The 18,108-nt window shown below is 32.6% G+C and carries 10 protein-coding genes; all 10 read left to right on the top strand.

What is annotated here, in order from left to right:
* The first annotated feature begins 3 nt into the window (after window positions 1-3).
* The 10 genes from MW871_RS09780 (at window position 4) to sov (ending at window position 18,043) form a co-directional block, all read left to right on the top strand.
* Window positions 4-549 (top strand): c-type cytochrome, encoded by a 546-nt coding sequence (locus tag MW871_RS09780; protein ID WP_188048894.1) that lies wholly within the window; start codon window positions 4-6, stop codon window positions 547-549.
* A 27-nt stretch (window positions 550-576) separates the two neighbouring features.
* Window positions 577-2,049, top strand: coding sequence for a cation-translocating P-type ATPase (locus MW871_RS09775; protein ID WP_188048893.1), 1,473 nt, complete (start codon window positions 577-579; stop codon window positions 2,047-2,049).
* A 19-nt stretch (window positions 2,050-2,068) separates the two neighbouring features.
* A complete protein-coding gene (locus MW871_RS09770) occupies window positions 2,069-3,229 on the top strand; it encodes a cytochrome c oxidase subunit II (protein ID WP_188048892.1) in 1,161 nt (386 codons plus the stop codon).
* Window positions 3,230-3,258: 29 nt separating this feature from the next.
* Entirely contained in the window at window positions 3,259-5,055 is a 1,797-nt protein-coding gene (locus tag MW871_RS09765) for a cytochrome c oxidase subunit I (protein WP_188048891.1), read from the top strand.
* Window positions 5,056-5,133: 78 nt separating this feature from the next.
* A complete protein-coding gene (gene ruvB, locus MW871_RS09760) occupies window positions 5,134-6,156 on the top strand; it encodes a Holliday junction branch migration DNA helicase RuvB (RefSeq protein ID WP_210644638.1) in 1,023 nt (340 codons plus the stop codon).
* 77 nt (window positions 6,157-6,233) lie between these two features.
* Window positions 6,234-7,157, top strand: coding sequence for a tRNA epoxyqueuosine(34) reductase QueG (gene queG / locus MW871_RS09755; protein ID WP_248428492.1), 924 nt, complete (start codon window positions 6,234-6,236; stop codon window positions 7,155-7,157).
* Between the two features lie 175 nt (window positions 7,158-7,332).
* Complete coding sequence (locus MW871_RS09750) at window positions 7,333-7,758, top strand: CBS domain-containing protein (RefSeq protein ID WP_248428384.1); 426 nt, start codon at window positions 7,333-7,335, stop codon at window positions 7,756-7,758.
* A gap of 158 nt (window positions 7,759-7,916) precedes the next feature.
* A complete protein-coding gene (locus MW871_RS09745; protein ID WP_188048888.1) occupies window positions 7,917-10,199 on the top strand; it encodes an NADP-dependent malic enzyme in 2,283 nt (760 codons plus the stop codon).
* Window positions 10,200-10,290: 91 nt separating this feature from the next.
* Complete coding sequence (ruvA, locus tag MW871_RS09740; RefSeq protein WP_188048887.1) at window positions 10,291-10,872, top strand: Holliday junction branch migration protein RuvA; 582 nt, start codon at window positions 10,291-10,293, stop codon at window positions 10,870-10,872.
* Between the two features lie 25 nt (window positions 10,873-10,897).
* Window positions 10,898-18,043, top strand: a complete 7,146-nt coding sequence (sov, locus tag MW871_RS09735; protein WP_248428383.1) for a T9SS outer membrane translocon Sov/SprA — start codon at window positions 10,898-10,900, stop codon at window positions 18,041-18,043.
* Window positions 18,044-18,108: the final 65 nt, after the last annotated feature.

Raw genomic sequence — 18,108 nt, 5'->3', positions numbered from 1 at the left:
GATATGAAAAGCGTATATAAAATAACACTTTTATTTGGTATAACTATTTTAGTTTCATCTTGCCATAATACTACGGCACCAAACTATCAATATTTTCCAAATATGTACGAATCAGTAGGTTATGAAACTTACTCTGAGTCGAATGCATTTAAAGACGGTAAAGAAGGACAATTGCCTGCTGAAGGTTCAATTAATCGAGGCTTTGAGCCTTATGAGTATGAGAACACTACTGCTGGTTATGAATTAGCAAAAGCTAATCTTAAATCTCCACTTGATTCTTCTGTTCAAAACCTTGAAAAAGGAAAAGAGCTTTTTGATATTTACTGTATTTCTTGTCATGGTTCTTCAGGAAATGGAAAAGGTAAATTGGTAGAAAGAGAAAAGTTTCTAGGTGTTCCTAGCTATGCAGATAGAGTGATAACTGGTGGAAGTATTTATCATGTTATAACTTATGGTTTGAATTCGATGGGTTCACATGCCAATCAATTGAATCCCCAAGAACGTTGGTTAGTTGCTGACTATGTTCTAAAACTAAAAAGCGAATTATAATTGTTGAACAAACTGATCGTAATAGATATGTATACATTTTCAAGTAAACTAAAAACTTTTTCATTCATCTTGATGGCCGTAGGTGCGTTAGGAATTGGATATGGTTTTTATACTGCACCCAAAGATATTCAAGAAGTTGAAAAAATTCTCGCAGCGGAAAGTCATGGTGGCCATGGTGAAGCAAAACATGAAGAGTCTAAATCAACTGATGCTTCACATGAAAAAGCTAGTACTGAAAAGCTAGTTTTAGCAGATGATAAAGTGGCTAATACAGCCTTAGGAACTGCTGCTGTTGTTGATGATAGCACTCAGGTTAAAGTTGAGGCTGAAGCTATTCAAGCTGATTCTAATATTAAGAGAGAGACTCATGTAGTTAGTGAAGAAAAAGAGCATGCAGAACATTTAAATCATGTTTTACATCAATTACAAAATAAGCCATGGGCAGCTTTTTATGTTGCTTGTATCTTTTTTATGCTAGTTTCTCTAGGTGTTTTAGCTTTTTACGCTATTCAACAAGTATCTCAAGCTGGTTGGTCTCCTGTATTATTCAGAGTGATGCAAGGTATAACTTCATATTTGCCTGTAGGTTCTGTTATTTTCTTTATAGTTTTATTATTATCAGGTTTGCACTTAAATCATCTTTTTATATGGTTGGATCCTGAAGTAGTTGCTGCAGATAAATTAATTGCTAATAAAACGGGTTACTTAAATTTTCCTTTTTGGATTATTAGAGCTGCAGTGTTTTTGGTTGGATGGAATTTATATCAATACTTTTCAAGAAAAAATTGTTTAGCTCAAGATGAGTCAAATGATAATCTTAATTACAAAAAGAATTTTAATATATCAGCAATATTTTTAGTTTTCTTTATAGTAACTGAATCTATTATGTCATGGGATTGGATTATGTCTATTGATCCACACTGGTTTAGTACTTTGTTTGGATGGTATGTTTTCTCAAGTTTCTTTGTAAGTGGTATCACCATTATAGCATTAGTGACTTTGTATTTAAAATCAAAAGGTCTTTTAGAGCATGTAAATACAAGTCATATTCATGATTTAGCTAAATTTATGTTTGGATTTAGTGTGTTTTGGACTTATTTATGGTTTTCACAATTCGTTTTGATATGGTATGCTAATATACCTGAGGAGGTTACTTATTTTATAACAAGAATCGAATTATACAATCTTCCATTCTTTGGAGCTGTTGTGATGAACTTTTTATTCCCTTTGTTGATTCTTATTAACACTGATTTTAAACGAATTACATGGGTTTTAGTTATGGCTGGTGTTGTAATTTTAGCAGGTCATTATCTTGATTTCTTCCTTATGATTATGCCTGGAACAGTAGGTGACAGATGGTTTATTGGAGTTTCTGAGATTGCTTCTGTTCTTTTCTTCCTTGGTTTATTTATCTTTGTTGTTTTTACAGCATTATCTAAATCACCATTGTTGCCAAAAAGAAATCCTTTCATCGATGAAAGTAAACATTTCCATTATTAATATTTAAAGTAGAAAACAGATGACAAGTTTGTTGGTAATTATAGTTTTAGTTTTATTAGCTGTTGCTTTATGGCAATTGACTAAAATATTCGACCTAACGCAAGTTGGATCCAATTCAGATACATCAGAAGTAGCTACAGATGATGATAATAACGTACAAGGTTATATCATGTTTGCATTTTTAGCTTTCCTGTACATCTTCACTATTTATGGTTTATTTAAATGGGGACCTCTTGTTCTTCACACTCCTGCTTCTGAGCACGGTTTGGATGTTGATAATTTAATGAATATTACGTGGGTACTTATTTTTATTGTTCAGGCAATTACTCAAGCGTTACTTCACTATTTTGCTTTTAAATATAAAGGTAAAAAAGATCAAAAAGCGTTATACTTTGCTGATAATAATAAATTAGAAGCTGTCTGGAGTGTTATTCCTGCAGTTGTGTTAGCTGGTTTAATATTATATGGTTTATATGCTTGGACAAACATTATGTTTGTTGATGAAGATGAAGACACTATTGTAATTGAATTATATGCACAGCAATTTAACTGGAAAGCAAGATATTCAGGAACTGATAATGTTTTGGGTAAAGCGAATGTTAGATTGATCGAAGGTGTAAATAGTCTTGGTGTTGATATGTCAGATCCTTATTCTCAAGACGATATTGTAGTTACAGAATTGCATATCCCGAAAGGAAAAAAGATTCATTTTAAAATGAGATCACAAGATGTTTTGCACTCAGCTTATTTTCCTCACTTTAGAGCGCAAATGAACTGTGTTCCTGGAATGGTTACTGAGTTTGCTTTTACACCAATCTTGACAACTGCTGAATATAGAGAGTTGCCTTATATGATTGAAAAAGTAGCGCATATTAATGACTTAAGAGCTAAGAAAAGTGTTGAACTTGTTGCTAAAGGTGAAACTGCTTTAGATCCTTACACTTTTGATTACTTATTGTTATGTAATAAAATTTGTGGTGCATCTCATTACAATATGCAAATGAAAGTAATTGTTGATACGCCAGAGGATTATAAAAAATGGGTGAGTGAGCAAGCTCTTTTGGTAAATCAAGTAAAAGAAGCTAAGGCTTCTGCTGCACCTGCAGTTGATGGTGCTGTAAAGCAAGATTCAACTAAAGTTGGTGATAGTACAGCTGTTGTTAAAATAGCTATGAAATAATTTATTAAGAAAATTTAAAGTAAACATATATGTCAGCAGAAGGTCACGATCACGCATTAGATCACGAACACGAACACCATCATAAAGAAACTTTTATTACTAAATATATCTTTAGTATAGATCATAAAATGATTTCTAAACAATACCTAATTACAGGTATTATAATGGGAGTTATAGGGGTTATGATGTCTTTGCTTTTTAGAATGCAATTAGCATGGCCAGAGGAATCTTTTAAAATTTTTAATATTTTATTAGGTGATAAATTTGCACCTAATGGAGTTATGGCTAATGACATTTATTTAGCTTTAGTTACAATACACGGTACCATAATGGTTTTCTTTGTTTTGACAGCTGGTTTAAGTGGTACTTTTAGTAACTTACTTATACCTCTTCAGATCGGAGCTCGTGATATGGCATCAGGATTTATGAATATGGTTTCCTATTGGTTGTTCTTTTTGTCAGCTGTAATCATGCTCTCTTCTTTATTTGTTGAAGCAGGACCTGCATCATCTGGTTGGACAATTTATCCTCCTTTAAGTGCTTTGCCACAAGCAATCCCAGGTTCTGGTATGGGTATGACACTTTGGTTAATATCAATGGCTATTTTTATTGCTTCCTCTTTGTTAGGGTCTTTGAACTATATAGTTACTGTAATCAACCTTAGAACTAAAGGAATGTCAATGACAAGATTGCCATTAACAATTTGGACGTTTTTTGTAACAGCTATTATTGGTGTTGTATCTTTTCCAGTGTTATTATCAGCAGCTTTATTGTTAATCTTTGATAGAAGTTTTGGTACTTCATTCTTCTTGTCTGATATTTATATTGCGGGAGAGGTTTTACATTATCAAGGTGGTTCTCCAGTTTTATTTGAACACTTATTTTGGTTTTTAGGTCACCCTGAGGTTTATATTGTTATTTTACCTGCGATGGGTATTGTATCAGAAGTTATGGCAACAAGTTCTCGTAAGCCAATTTTTGGTTACAGAGCTATGATTATGTCTGTTTTAGCTATTGCATTTTTATCTACAATAGTTTGGGGTCACCATATGTTCGTTTCAGGTATGAATCCTTTCTTAGGATCTGTATTTACTTTTACTACATTATTAATTGCGATTCCATCTGCTGTTAAAGCTTTTAACTGGATAACAACATTATGGAAAGGTAATTTACAATTGAATCCAGCGATGTTGTTTTCAATAGGAATGGTATCTACTTTTATTACTGGTGGTTTAACAGGGATTATTTTAGGAGACAGTACGTTAGATATTAACGTTCACGATACTTATTTTGTTGTAGCTCACTTTCACTTAGTAATGGGGATTTCTGCTTTATACGGTATGTTTGCTGGTGTTTACCACTGGTTTCCTAGAATGTATGGTAGAATGATGAATAAGAACTTAGGTTACATTCACTTTTGGGTAACTGCAGTTTGTGCTTATGGAGTATTTTTCCCAATGCACTTTATTGGATTAGCTGGTTTGCCAAGACGTTATTATACTAACACTAACTTTCCTTTATTTGATGACTTACAAAATGTAAATGTTCTTATTACAACATTTGCTTTAGTAGGAGGTGTTTTTCAATTGGTTTTTCTTTACAACTTTTTCAGTAGTATTTTTTACGGGAAAAAAGCGGTTCAAAATCCATGGAAATCAAATACACTTGAATGGACTGCTCCAGTAGAACACATTCATGGTAACTGGCCTGGAGAACTTCCAGAAGTTCACAGATGGCCTTATGACTATAGTAATCCTAATCATGATGTAGATTTTGTTCCTCAAAATGTACCAATGAAGCCTGGTGAAGAAGTTTTACATCACTAGATTTTAAAATATATAAAAATGCCTTTCAATTCTGGAAGGCATTTTTTTTTACTTGTAACTTTATTCTATCTTTGTTTCATGAATGAAAATCTAGATCCAACCTCAAACGGTTATAATGCAGAAGAGCTTGATATTGAGAAAAAGTTAAGACCACTTTCCTTTGATGATTTTGCTGGTCAAGACCAAGTTCTGGAAAATTTAAAAGTTTTTGTTCAAGCTGCGAATCAAAGAAATGAAGCGCTAGATCATACTTTATTTCATGGGCCTCCGGGATTAGGTAAAACCACTTTGGCTAATATTCTTGCTAATGAACTTCAAGTAGGTATTAAAATAACTTCTGGACCTGTTCTGGATAAACCTGGTGATTTAGCAGGTTTATTGACTAATCTTGAAGAGAGAGATGTTCTATTTATAGATGAAATACACCGCTTAAGTCCAATAGTTGAAGAATATTTATACTCTGCAATGGAGGATTTCAAGATTGATATCATGATAGAGTCTGGACCTAATGCACGTACGGTTCAAATTAATTTAAATCCATTTACATTAATTGGCGCTACTACACGATCAGGTTTATTAACAGCTCCGATGCGTGCTCGTTTTGGCATTGCCTCTCGGTTGCAATATTATACTACTGAATTATTGACTACAATTGTAGAAAGAAGTGCTTCAATCTTTAAAATGCCTATAACCATGGAGGCTGCTATTGAAATCGCTGGCAGAAGTAGAGGTACTCCTCGTATAGCGAATGCTTTGTTGCGTAGAGTCCGTGATTTTGCCCAAATTAAAGGAAATGGAAGTATTGACATTGAAATTGCCCGATATGCCTTAAAAGCACTTAATGTTGATGCTCATGGTTTAGATGAGATGGATAATAAAATCTTGAATACAATTATTGATAAATTTAAGGGTGGTCCTGTTGGTTTGTCAACTTTGGCAACAGCAGTCTCAGAAAGTAGTGAAACAATTGAAGAGGTTTATGAACCATTTTTAATTCAAGAAGGCTTTATTATGAGAACACCAAGAGGACGAGAAGTTACTGAGAAAGCTTATAAACATTTAGGAAAGATTAAAACTAATATTCAGGGAGGCTTGTTCTAGTTTTTTTTAATAAGCATAAGTGTAAAAATTATTGTTTTATATAGAGTTTTAATCTTTTTTTTTAACTGCTAATTTATATCATTCAAAATAAATCAACATATACAGAATTCATCAAATCTGAGGCAATTCGTCTTGGTTTTTTGTCTTGTGGTATTTCTAAAGCTGGTTTTTTAGAAGAAGATGCGCCGCGTTTGGAAAATTGGTTGAAAAATAATAATAATGGACAGATGTCCTACATGGAAAATCATTTTGATAAACGATTAAATCCTACTTTACTTGTTGAAGATGCAAAGAGTGTTATTTCATTGCTATTAAATTATTATCCAGAAGAACATCAAAATCCAGAAGCATTTAAAATCTCTAAATACGCTTATGGTGAAGATTACCACTTTGTTATTAAGGAGAAGTTGAAAGAGCTTTTATTTTCAATTCAATCAACTATTGGGGATGTGTCTGGGCGTGCATTTGTAGATTCTGCACCAGTATTAGATCGTGCTTGGGCATCTAAAAGTGGCTTGGGGTGGATTGGTAAAAACAGTAATTTAATAACCCAAAAAGTAGGTTCTTTTTATTTTATTGCAGAATTGATAATTGATCTCGATTTAGAATATGATAATGCTACTACTGATCATTGTGGCAATTGCACTGCTTGTATTGATTCTTGTCCTACTGAAGCGATTGTTGCTCCTTATGTGGTAGATGGTAGTAAATGTATTTCCTATTTTACGATTGAGCTAAAAGAAAATATTCCTATAGAGATGAAAGGAAAATTTAATGATTGGGCTTTTGGATGTGATGTCTGTCAAGATGTTTGTCCTTGGAATAAGTTTTCAAAAAAGCACAGCGAACCCTTGTTTACAGCAAATTCTGAGTTGTTGTCGATGTCTAAAAAAGATTGGATTGAAATTACCGAAGAAACTTTCAAAACTGTTTTTAAAAAATCTCCTATCAAAAGAGCTAAGTTTTTAGGATTGAAAAGGAATATTGATTTTTTGCAGTAATTTTTTATAGATATTAAATTATTTTAGATTCCATATTTGTGCTATTTCAACAAAAATTTTTTCTATAAAAAAATAGTCTATAATTTTTTTTAAGTTTCAATTTTATTTATTTAATCTTTATTCCTTGTTTTTATTATATTTTTTTTAACTTTATATCTCAAAAAATCAAAGAGTTATGACTGTTAATCAAATTTTAAGTACAAAAGGGAAGGAAGTTTATTCTATACTTTCAACAAATACAGTGTATGAAGCATTGACAGTAATGAGTGAAAAAGACATTGGTGCTATTCTCATTATTGAAGATACTGTTTTAAAAGGTGTTTTATCTGAAAGAGATTATGCTCGAAAAATTGTTTTAAAAGCAAAATCATCAAAAAAAGCCTTGGTACATGAGATCATGGAAACAAATGTTATTACAGTAAATCCTTCAGATAATTTAGAATTTTGTATGGAATTAATGAGCACCAAAAGAGTCCGTCATCTACCTGTTTTAGAAAATAATGTCGTCATTGGAATAATTTCAATTAGTGATGTGGTAAAAGCAATTATTGATATTCAAAAGGATACTATAGAGCATTTGAATTCTTATATTACACAGTAAGAATTTATTTTCAAAATGATAACTACAGCCGCAATTTATGTGGCTGTTGTTGTTTAAATATGTTTGTATGACTTTAAATTTTAGAAAAGAATACGATAAAAGATAACTTTTTAAGACAAGTCTTCTATCTTTGTAGACTAGATAAAAATCTAATATCAATGGAAAAAAATAGTAAAAGAAGAGAAGCATTATTATATCATGCAAAGCCAACTCCTGGTAAAATTCAAGTTGTTCCTACAAAGAAATATGCAACGCAGAGAGATTTATCATTGGCTTATTCTCCTGGCGTAGCTGAGCCTTGCTTAGAAATTGTTAAGGATGTAAATAACGTTTATAAATATACTGCCAAAGGAAATTTAGTTGCTGTAATTACCAATGGAACAGCTGTTTTAGGACTTGGTGATATCGGACCAGAAGCTTCTAAACCAGTAATGGAAGGAAAGGGTTTGTTGTTTAAAATATTTGCTGATATTGATGTTTTTGATATCGAAATTGGTACTAAAGATATTGAAGAGTTTATTCAAACTGTAAAGAATATAGCACCAACTTTTGGTGGAATTAATCTAGAAGATATCAAAGCGCCAGAATCTTTTGAAATTGAGAGAAGACTGGTAGAAGAATTGAATATTCCCGTTATGCATGATGATCAACATGGTACTGCCATTATATCCTCAGCGGCATTATTGAATGCATTAGAATTAGCCGATAAAAAAGCCGAAGAAGTAAAATTAGTGGTTTCTGGAGCAGGTTCAGCAGCTATTGCTTGTGCCGATTTATATGTCCTATTAGGTGTGAAAATTGAAAATATTTTTATGTTTAATAGCAAAGGTTTATTAACTAAGGATAATCCTAAACTATCTGAACTTCAATTAAAATATGCTAAGGATAGTGCTTCAATGAGTCTTGAAGAAGCATTAAATGGAGCAGATGTATTTTTAGGATTATCAACAGGAGATATAATGACTGCTCAAATGTTGAAGGGAATGGCTGAAAATCCTATCGTTTTTGCTATGGCAAATCCAGATCCAGAAATTGATTATAATCTTGCGATGGAGACTCGTAAAGATATAATTATGGCTACAGGTCGTTCAGATTATCCTAATCAAGTAAATAATGTTCTTGGTTTCCCTTATATTTTTAGAGGAGCGCTTGATGTTCGCGCTACTACTATCAATGAAGAAATGAAGATGGCGGCTGTCAAAGCTTTAGCTTTATTAGCAAAAGAATCTGTGCCGGAACAAGTAAATGTTGCTTATGGAGCAACTAAGCTGAATTTTGGTCGTGAATATATTATTCCAAAACCTTTTGATCCAAGATTAATTACCGTTGTTGCTCCTGCTGTTGCAAAAGCTGCAATGGATTCTGGTGTAGCGCAAAATCCAATAATGGATTGGAATAAGTACGAGGAAGAATTATTGGACCGTCTAGGAAATGACAATAAGATGTTACGTTTGATGACAAACAGAGCAAAAATGGATCCTAAAAAAATCGTTTTTGCCGAAGCGGATCATTTAGATGTTCTAAAAGCAGCTCAAATCGTTTGGGAAGAAGGAATTGGTTTTCCAATTTTGTTAGGGAATAAAGAAATTATTTTAGAGTTGAAAGCAGAAATTGGTTTTGACGCAGATGTTACTATTATTGATCCAAAAACTGACGTAGAAAATGAACGTCGAAATAAGTTTGCTACCACATATTGGACTGCCAGAAAAAGACGTGGTATTTCTTTCTTCGATGCTCAAAAACTAATGAGAGAAAGAAATTATTTTGCTGCAATGATGGTTAATGAAGGAGAAGCAGATGCATTAGTAACGGGACACTCTAGAAGTTATCCATCGGTGGTAAAACCAATGTTGCAACTTATAGAAAAAGCGCCTGGAGCATCTATTGTAGCTACTACAAATATGATGATGACCGCTCGTGGACCAATGTTTTTATCGGATACGGCAATTAACATTGATCCAACAGCTGATGATTTGGCTAAAATTGCGATCATGACAGCCAAAACAGCTAAAATGTTTGGAATAGAACCCGTAATAGCAATGATATCTTTTTCTAATTTTGGTTCATCGACAAGTGAAAATGCGGGTAAAGTAAGAGAAGCAGTTTCATACTTACATAAAAATCATCCTGAAATGATAGTGGATGGAGAAATACAAGCCGATTTTGCTTTGAACTCAGAAATGTTAAAAGATAAATTTCCTTTTTCAAAATTAGCGGGTAAGAAAGTAAACACCTTGATTTTTCCAAATTTAGACGCAGCAAATATTACCTATAAACTTTTGAAAGAATTAAACAAGGTTGATTCTATAGGGCCTATTATGTTAGGAATGGGGAAACCTGTTCACATTTTTCAATTGGGTGCTAGCGTAGAGGAAATGGTTAATATGGCAACAATTGCCGTAATTGATGCTCAAGAAAAAGCAATTAAAAAGAGAAACTAAATCAATATTTATGCTGTAGCAATATAGTTAAAGTTATAATTTTAAGTTAATCCTCTGTTAATTTTATTATATTTGAAAATATATTTTAAGTATGATAGCACATTTACAGGGGAAATTAGTAGAGAAGTCACCAACGCATATTGTTATTGATTGTGGTGGTGTTGGTTATCATATTAATATTTCTTTACATACTTATTCTTTACTGCCCAATACAGATTTTATAAAAGTGTATACGCATCTTCAAATTAAAGAGGATGCGCATACACTTTTTGGTTTTATAGAAAAATCAGAGAGAGAAATTTTTAGATTATTGCTATCCGTTTCAGGAATTGGAGCGAGTATCGCTAGAACGATGTTATCCTCGCTAGATCCTAAACAAATTACCAACGCTATAGGGTCTGCAGATGTGGTTACAATCCAGTCCATAAAAGGAATTGGAAGTAAGACAGCTCAAAGAGTGATATTGGACTTAAAGGAGAAAGTCTTAAAATTATATGATTTAGACGAAGTTTCTATGTCACAAAGCAATACAAATCGAGATGAAGCGTTATCTGCTTTGGAAGTTTTAGGATTTGTACGTAAAACTTCAGAGAAAATTATTGAAAAAATTGTCAAAGAAGATCCAGATGCTTCTGTAGAGACAATTATTAAAAAAGCATTAAAAAGCCTTTAAAAGCTACATAAGAAACACGAATTCTATGCATAAAATTTGTATTTTTTTGCTTGTTTTATTTTGTGGTTTTGTATCACAAGCTCAAGTAGAACAAGTTGTTCAGGATACGACTAAAAATGGATTTTCTAAAGGGAAAATTCAACTAAAAAATCCAAAAAGTATTATTTCTGCATATACTTATGATCCTGTTACTGATCGGTATATTTATACCAATTCTGTAGAAGGGTTTTCTATCAATTATCCAATAATTTTAACTCCAAAAGAATACGAGAATTTAGTTTTAAAAGAGTCGATGAGAGACTATTTTAAGAAAAAAGTCGATGCTGTTGATGGTAAAAAAGAAGGAAGCGATCTGGCAAAAAAGGATTTATTGCCAAGATATTACATTAAATCGGGTCTTTTCGAATCAATTTTTGGAAGTAATACAATTGATGTAAAGCCTACCGGATCTGTAGAGATGGATATTGGTATGCGGTATACAAAACAAGATAATCCCTCTTTTTCTCCGAGAAATCGTTCTAATCTAACTTTTGATTTTGATCAAAGAATTAGTATGAGTTTAATGGGTAAAGTAGGAACTAGACTTAATGTAAATGCCAATTACGATACGCAATCTACATTTGCTTTTCAGAATTTAATAAAACTAGATTATTCCCCCTCAGAGGATGATATTATTCAGAAAATAGAAGTGGGAAATGTGAGCATGCCATTAAACAGTTCTTTGATTAGAGGGGCACAGAGTTTATTTGGTGTCAAAACCAAGCTTCAATTTGGTAAGACAACCATAACAGGTGTTTTTTCGGAACAAAAATCACAAACAAAAAGTTTAGTTGCAGAAGGTGGAGGTACTATTGAAAATTTCGAGATGTTTGCATTAGATTATGATTCAGACAGACACTTTTTCTTATCTCAGTATTTTAGAAATAGATATGATAAATCACTTGCAAATTACCCATTTATAGATAGTAGAGTTCAAATTTCTAGAATTGAAATCTGGGTAACAAATAAGCAAAATAGGGTAACTACAACTAACAATAACTTAAGAAATATTATTGCGCTTCAGGATTTAGGTGAAGGACAATTGTCTGGTTTACCAGATACCGAGGTGGTAGTTTTAAATCCTTCTAATGGCATTTTTAATAATCCGCCAGATTCTCCAACGGACAACTCGAATAATGATTATGATCCAGCGCAAATTACATTAGGAACAGGATTACTGAATGCTAATATTCGTGAAATTGTAACGGCTAATTCTGGTTTTAATATTACGATTAGCGAAGGTCAAGATTATTCTAAACTTGAAAATGCAAGAAAACTTAATCCAAATGAATATACCTTTAATCCGCAACTTGGGTATATTTCCTTGCAACAAAGATTAGCTAATGATGAAGTGCTTGCTGTTGCCTATCAATATACAATTGGTGATAAAGTTTATCAAGTAGGGGAGTTTGGTAATGACGGTGTAGATGCTACAGTGGTAACAGGAACGAATCCATCTAATCAAGCAATTATTTCACAAAGTTTAGTATTAAAAATGCTGAAAAGCAATTTGACAAACGTAAAAAATCCCGTTTGGAATTTGATGATGAAAAATATCTACCAAATTCAAGGAGGATACCAATTAAAGCAAGAAGATTTTAGATTTAATATCCTGTATTCTGATCCTTCACCACTAAATTATATTAGTCCAGTTGCGGGAAGTCCTTTTCCTGCCAATCCTTCCAAAGAAAATAAAGTTGCTGAAACGCCTTTGCTAAAAGTTTTTAATTTAGATAAGTTAAATTATAACAACGATCCTCAAGATGGAGGAGATGGTTTTTTTGATTTCATGCCTGGTCTAACAATTGATGCTCAGAACGGGAGAATTATATTTACAACTAAAGAACCTTTTGGTGAATTATTATTTTCAAAACTAACAAATACTGGATCAGCAGAAAATTATAATAATACGACAACTTATAATGAAAATCAAAAGAAATATGTTTTTCGAAGTATGTACCGAAATACACAATCAGGTGCTTTGCAAGACAGTGATAAAAATAAATTTCTATTAAGAGGTAAGTATAAGTCAAGTGGTGGCGATGGTATTCCAATTGGAGCATTCAATGTTCCTCAAGGTTCAGTAGTAGTTACTGCTGCAGGAAGAGTTTTGGTTGAAGGTGTTGATTATAGTGTTAATTATCAATTAGGTCGTGTTCAAATATTGGATCCTTCTTTACAAGCTTCTAATACACCAATTGAAGTTTCTTTAGAGAACAATTCGATTTTTGGTCAGCAAACCAGACGTTTCATGGGAGTTAATGTAGAACATAAAATTTCTGATAATTTTTTAGTTGGTGGTACATTTCTAAAAATGTCTGAAAAACCATTTACACAAAAATCAAGTTTTGGTCAAGAATCTGTTAATAATACTATTTTTGGATTTAATACTAATTTCTCTACTGCGGTTCCTTTTTTGACACGCTTAGTAAATAAATTGCCAAATATTGATACTGATGTTCCCTCTAATCTTTCTATAAGAGGTGAAGTAGCTTTTTTGAAACCTGATTCGCCCAAAGCAGATAAGTTTCAGGGAGAATCTACTATTTATGTTGATGATTTTGAAGGCTCACAATCTACTATAGACATGCGTTCTGCTTATTCTTGGAGTTTAGCATCTACTCCTGCTAGAAATGCAAAAAGTAATTATAATTTTAATGCTGATGCAAATGATTTAAGTTATGGATTCAAAAGAGCCAAATTATCATGGTATTCTATTGACCCAATTTTTTATACTCAAAAACCATCTGGAATTTCTAATGAAGATCTTTCACTTAATTCAACCAGAAGAATTTTTAGTAGAGAGTTGTATCCACTTACAGATATCGCGCAAGGCCAAACCCAAGTTGTAAATACATTAGACTTGAGTTATTATCCCTCCGAAAGAGGTTCTTATAATAATAGTACTACTACCGCTTCGGATCCAGCTAGTAATTTTGGAGGAATCATGAGGTCTTTGAATGCTACCAATTTTGAACAAGGTAATGTAGAGTATATTCAGTTTTGGGTTTTAGATCCCTATGTGGGAAAAGGACAATCACCTTTGACAAATACAGGAAAAATTTATTTTAATTTAGGTGAAATATCAGAAGATGTACTAAAAGATGGAAGAAAACAATATGAAAATGGTTTAGGTCCAGATCAAATATTAACAAATCCAAGACCTTTATGGGGAGATGTTCCTGCGTCTCAATCCTTGATTTATGCCTTTGATAACAATGCTGATAACAGAAAAAACCAAGATATAGGTTTAGATGGTTTGTCTAATGCGAATGAAGGTTCTGTTTATACTAATTTTGCCTCTGAAATAGATCCTGCAGCAGATGATTACATTTATTATTTAAATACTACTGGAAGCATTTTAGATAGGTATAAAAATTATAATGGTACCGAAGGAAATTCGGCTGTTAATATAAATGATCCTAATAGAGGAGCGACAACTTTGCCTGATGTTGAAGATATTAATAGAGACAATACGATGAATACCATCAATGCTTACTATGAATATAGTGTCGCAATTGAGCCGGGGATGAATGTTGGTCAAAATTATGTAACTGATGTAAGAAATACACAAGTTACTTTGCCTGATGGTTCTACCACAGAAGCGAGGTGGTTGCAATTTAAAGTGCCTGTTTCTCAACCAGAGAATACAATAGGAAACATTTCTGATTTTAGATCAATTCGTTTCATGAGAATGTTTATGACTGGATTTACGTCTGAGGTTACAGTTCGTTTTGGAGCCTTAGATTTGGTTCGTGGCGAATGGAGAAGATATACAAATGCTCTTGATTTTAATGATTTAAATCTGGCAGATGACAATACTATTTTAGATGTTCAGGCTGTGAGTGTGCAAGAAAATAATGAAAGATGCCCCGTGAATTATATTTCGCCTCCAGGAGTTCAAAGAGAGCAACTTTATAATAACAATACCATTATTAATCAAAATGAACAGGCGTTGGCTTTAAGAGTTTCGGGTGACGGATTAGAACCTGGAGATTCAAGAGCTGTTTTTAAAAATGTTAGTATTGATATGCGTCAGTTCAAGAAATTAAAAATGTTCTTGCATGCCGAATCATTGCCAGGAGAAATCGCTCTTCAAGACAATCAAATGGTAGGTTTTATTCGTTTTGGAAATGACTTTACACAAAATTTTTACCAAATAGAAATTCCATTGAAAGTAACGGTTCCTGCAGGAATTTCTAATTCTGATTGTAGTTCTTTAAGCGCCGAAGCAGTTTGGCCAGAGGAAAATCAAATCGATTTATCATTGGCATTGTTGACTAAATTAAAAATTATAGCAATGAGCATCGATCCGATGACTTTGCCTGCTGACGGAATTTATTATCCAGATTCAGATCCAAATAGACCAGAGGGAGATGGAAGTAATGGGTTGAAATTAGGTATAAAAGGGAATCCAAATTTTGGATTAGTACGAACACTTATGGTAGGTGTAAAAAATAGTGATGCCCGTAATGACATAAAAGGAGAAGTGTGGTTTAATGAACTTCGATTGGCAGATATGGATAATCACGGAGGAATGGCAGCAGTTCTTAATGTTGATACCAACCTTGCTGATTTTGCTACGATTTCTGCTTCCGGTAGAAAAACCACTATTGGTTTTGGATCTTTAGAACAAGGACCAAACGAACGAAGTAGAGAAGATACAAGACAATATAATATTGTAACTAATGTGAATTTAGGAAAATTATTGCCACAAAAATGGGGCGTTAATTTACCTTTTAATTATGCTATTGGCGAAGAAACAATTACCCCGGAGTACGACCCTTTTAATCAAGATATAAAGCTAAAGCAATTACTAGAAAACACCACTGATCAAAATAAGAGAGATAATATAATTAATAGAGCAGTAGATTATACTAAAAGGAAAAGTATAAACTTTATCGGAGTAAGAAAAGAACGTCAGCCAGAGCAAAAACAACATTTGTATGATCCTGAAAACTTTACTTTTTCTCAGTCTTTTAATCAAGTAGAAAGACATGATTTTGAAATAGAAGATTATGTAGATCAACAAGCCAACTCATCAGTAGATTATGGATATACTTTTCAATCTAAACCAATCGAACCTTTTAAAAAGAACGAGTTTTTGAAAAAAAGTAATTATTGGAAGTTGTTGAGTGACTTTAATTTTAATTATTTGCCTTCTAATATAACTTTCAATACCAATATAAATAGACAATATAATCGTCAGCAATTTAGGCAAGTAGAAGTAGAAGGTATTGGTCTAGATCCTTTATATCGTAGAAATTTTGCTTTTAATTATCAATATGGTTTTAATTATAATTTAACTAAATCGCTAAAGTTAAATTACACAGCTTCTTCAAGTAATATTGTAAAAAATTATTTAAATGAAGACAATGAACCTATTGATAGTTTTACCATTTGGGATAGTTATTGGGATATAGGAGATCCAAATCAGCACATGCAACAATTGGTAGTTAATTATGAAATACCAATTAATAAAATACCCTTATTTAGTTTTGTAAAAGCAAATTATTCTTATACGGGTGATTATACTTGGCAACGTGCTTCTAACGCGCTTTCGCAAATTAGTATTGACGGTACTGATTATAATTTAGGAAATACGATTCAAAATGCGAATTCAAATAATATAAATACCACATTCAATATGGAGATGTTGTATAAGTATTTGGGGATTTCAAAAAACAACTCTAAAACAACTCCTAAAGCAAAAACAGTATTGCCAAAACCTGGGGAGAAAATAGTAAATGCTAATGCGAATCAAATTCCAAAAAACAATCCTTTTATGGATGGTTTGCTTGGGGTTCTAACTAGTGTAAAAAACATTCAGGTCAATTATACCTATAATAGTGGGACTGTTTTACCAGGATATACGCCGGGCATTGGATTTTTAGGTTCCTCACGACCTTCTTTAGGTTTTATTTTTGGAAGCCAAGATGATATTCGATATGAAGCTGCAAAAAACGGATGGTTAACGGATTACCCTGATTTTAACCAAAATTTCACTCAGGTAAGTAACAAGTTGTTTAAAGCCACAGCCAATATAGATTTGTTTCCAGACTTGAAGATTGATTTAACATTAGACAGATCTATATCTGAAAATTCATCAGAACAATATGATGTTACAAATGGTGTTTATAACGCTAGATCTCCTTACAATACAGGTATTTTTTCAATTTCAACTGTGTTAATAAAAACTTCATTTTCTACTAGTGATGAAAATGGTTCGGCAGCTTTTGATGATTTTAGAGCCAACCGTCTTACAATTGCAAATAGATTAGCCACAGAACGAGGTATTGACATTAACAACCCATTGAATAGAGATCCAGAAGGATTTCCTTTAGGATATGGTAAAAACAATCAGTCAGTATTATTGCCAGCATTTTTGGCAGCTTATTCTGGTGGCGATGCCTCTGCGGTTTCATTAGGTATTTTTAGAAGTTTTCCGATACCCAATTGGGCGGTTAAATACAATGGCTTGATGCGTTATAGTCTTTTTAAAGAAAATTTTAAACGCTTTTCTTTGCAGCATAATTACAGAGCTTCCTACACCATAAATGCTTTTAGATCTAATTTTGATTATGATAAAACGCCTAATGGAGTAGATCTAAGTGGTAATTTTTTAAATCAGACTATTATGTCTAATATAAATTTAGTAGAACAATTTAGTCCGCTAATTAGAATGGATTTCGAATTGAAAAGTTCTTTTAAAGTCCTTACTGAAATCAAAAAAGACCGAGCGTTGTCAATGAGTTTTGATAATAATCTTTTAACCGAAGTAAAAGGTGTTGAATATATAGTGGGAATGGGATATCGTTTTAAGGATGTTGTACTCTCATCGAGATTGGCAGATAGTCCAACAGGGATAATAAAAAGTGATATAAATATCGCAGCTGATGTAGCGTATAGAAATAATCAGACCATTGTTCGCTATTTAGATTATAACAACAATCAATTAGCGGGAGGACAGAATATATGGTCACTAAAAATAAAAGCAGATTATTCTTTTAGTAAAAATTTGACAGCAATTTTCTATTATGACCATTCGTTTTCAAAAGCAGTAATATCTACTTCTTTTCCGTTAACCAATATTCGTTCAGGCTTTACCCTTCGTTATAACTTTGGGAATTAATTTTTTTTGAATCTCAACCAGAAATGAATAGAAGATTGTTACATTTGTAACAAAGAACACAATTA

It is taken from the genome of Flavobacterium pygoscelis (assembly GCF_023162025.1).
GTDB classification, from domain to species: domain Bacteria; phylum Bacteroidota; class Bacteroidia; order Flavobacteriales; family Flavobacteriaceae; genus Flavobacterium; species Flavobacterium pygoscelis.
This window is presented reverse-complemented; position numbering and strand designations above follow the sequence as displayed.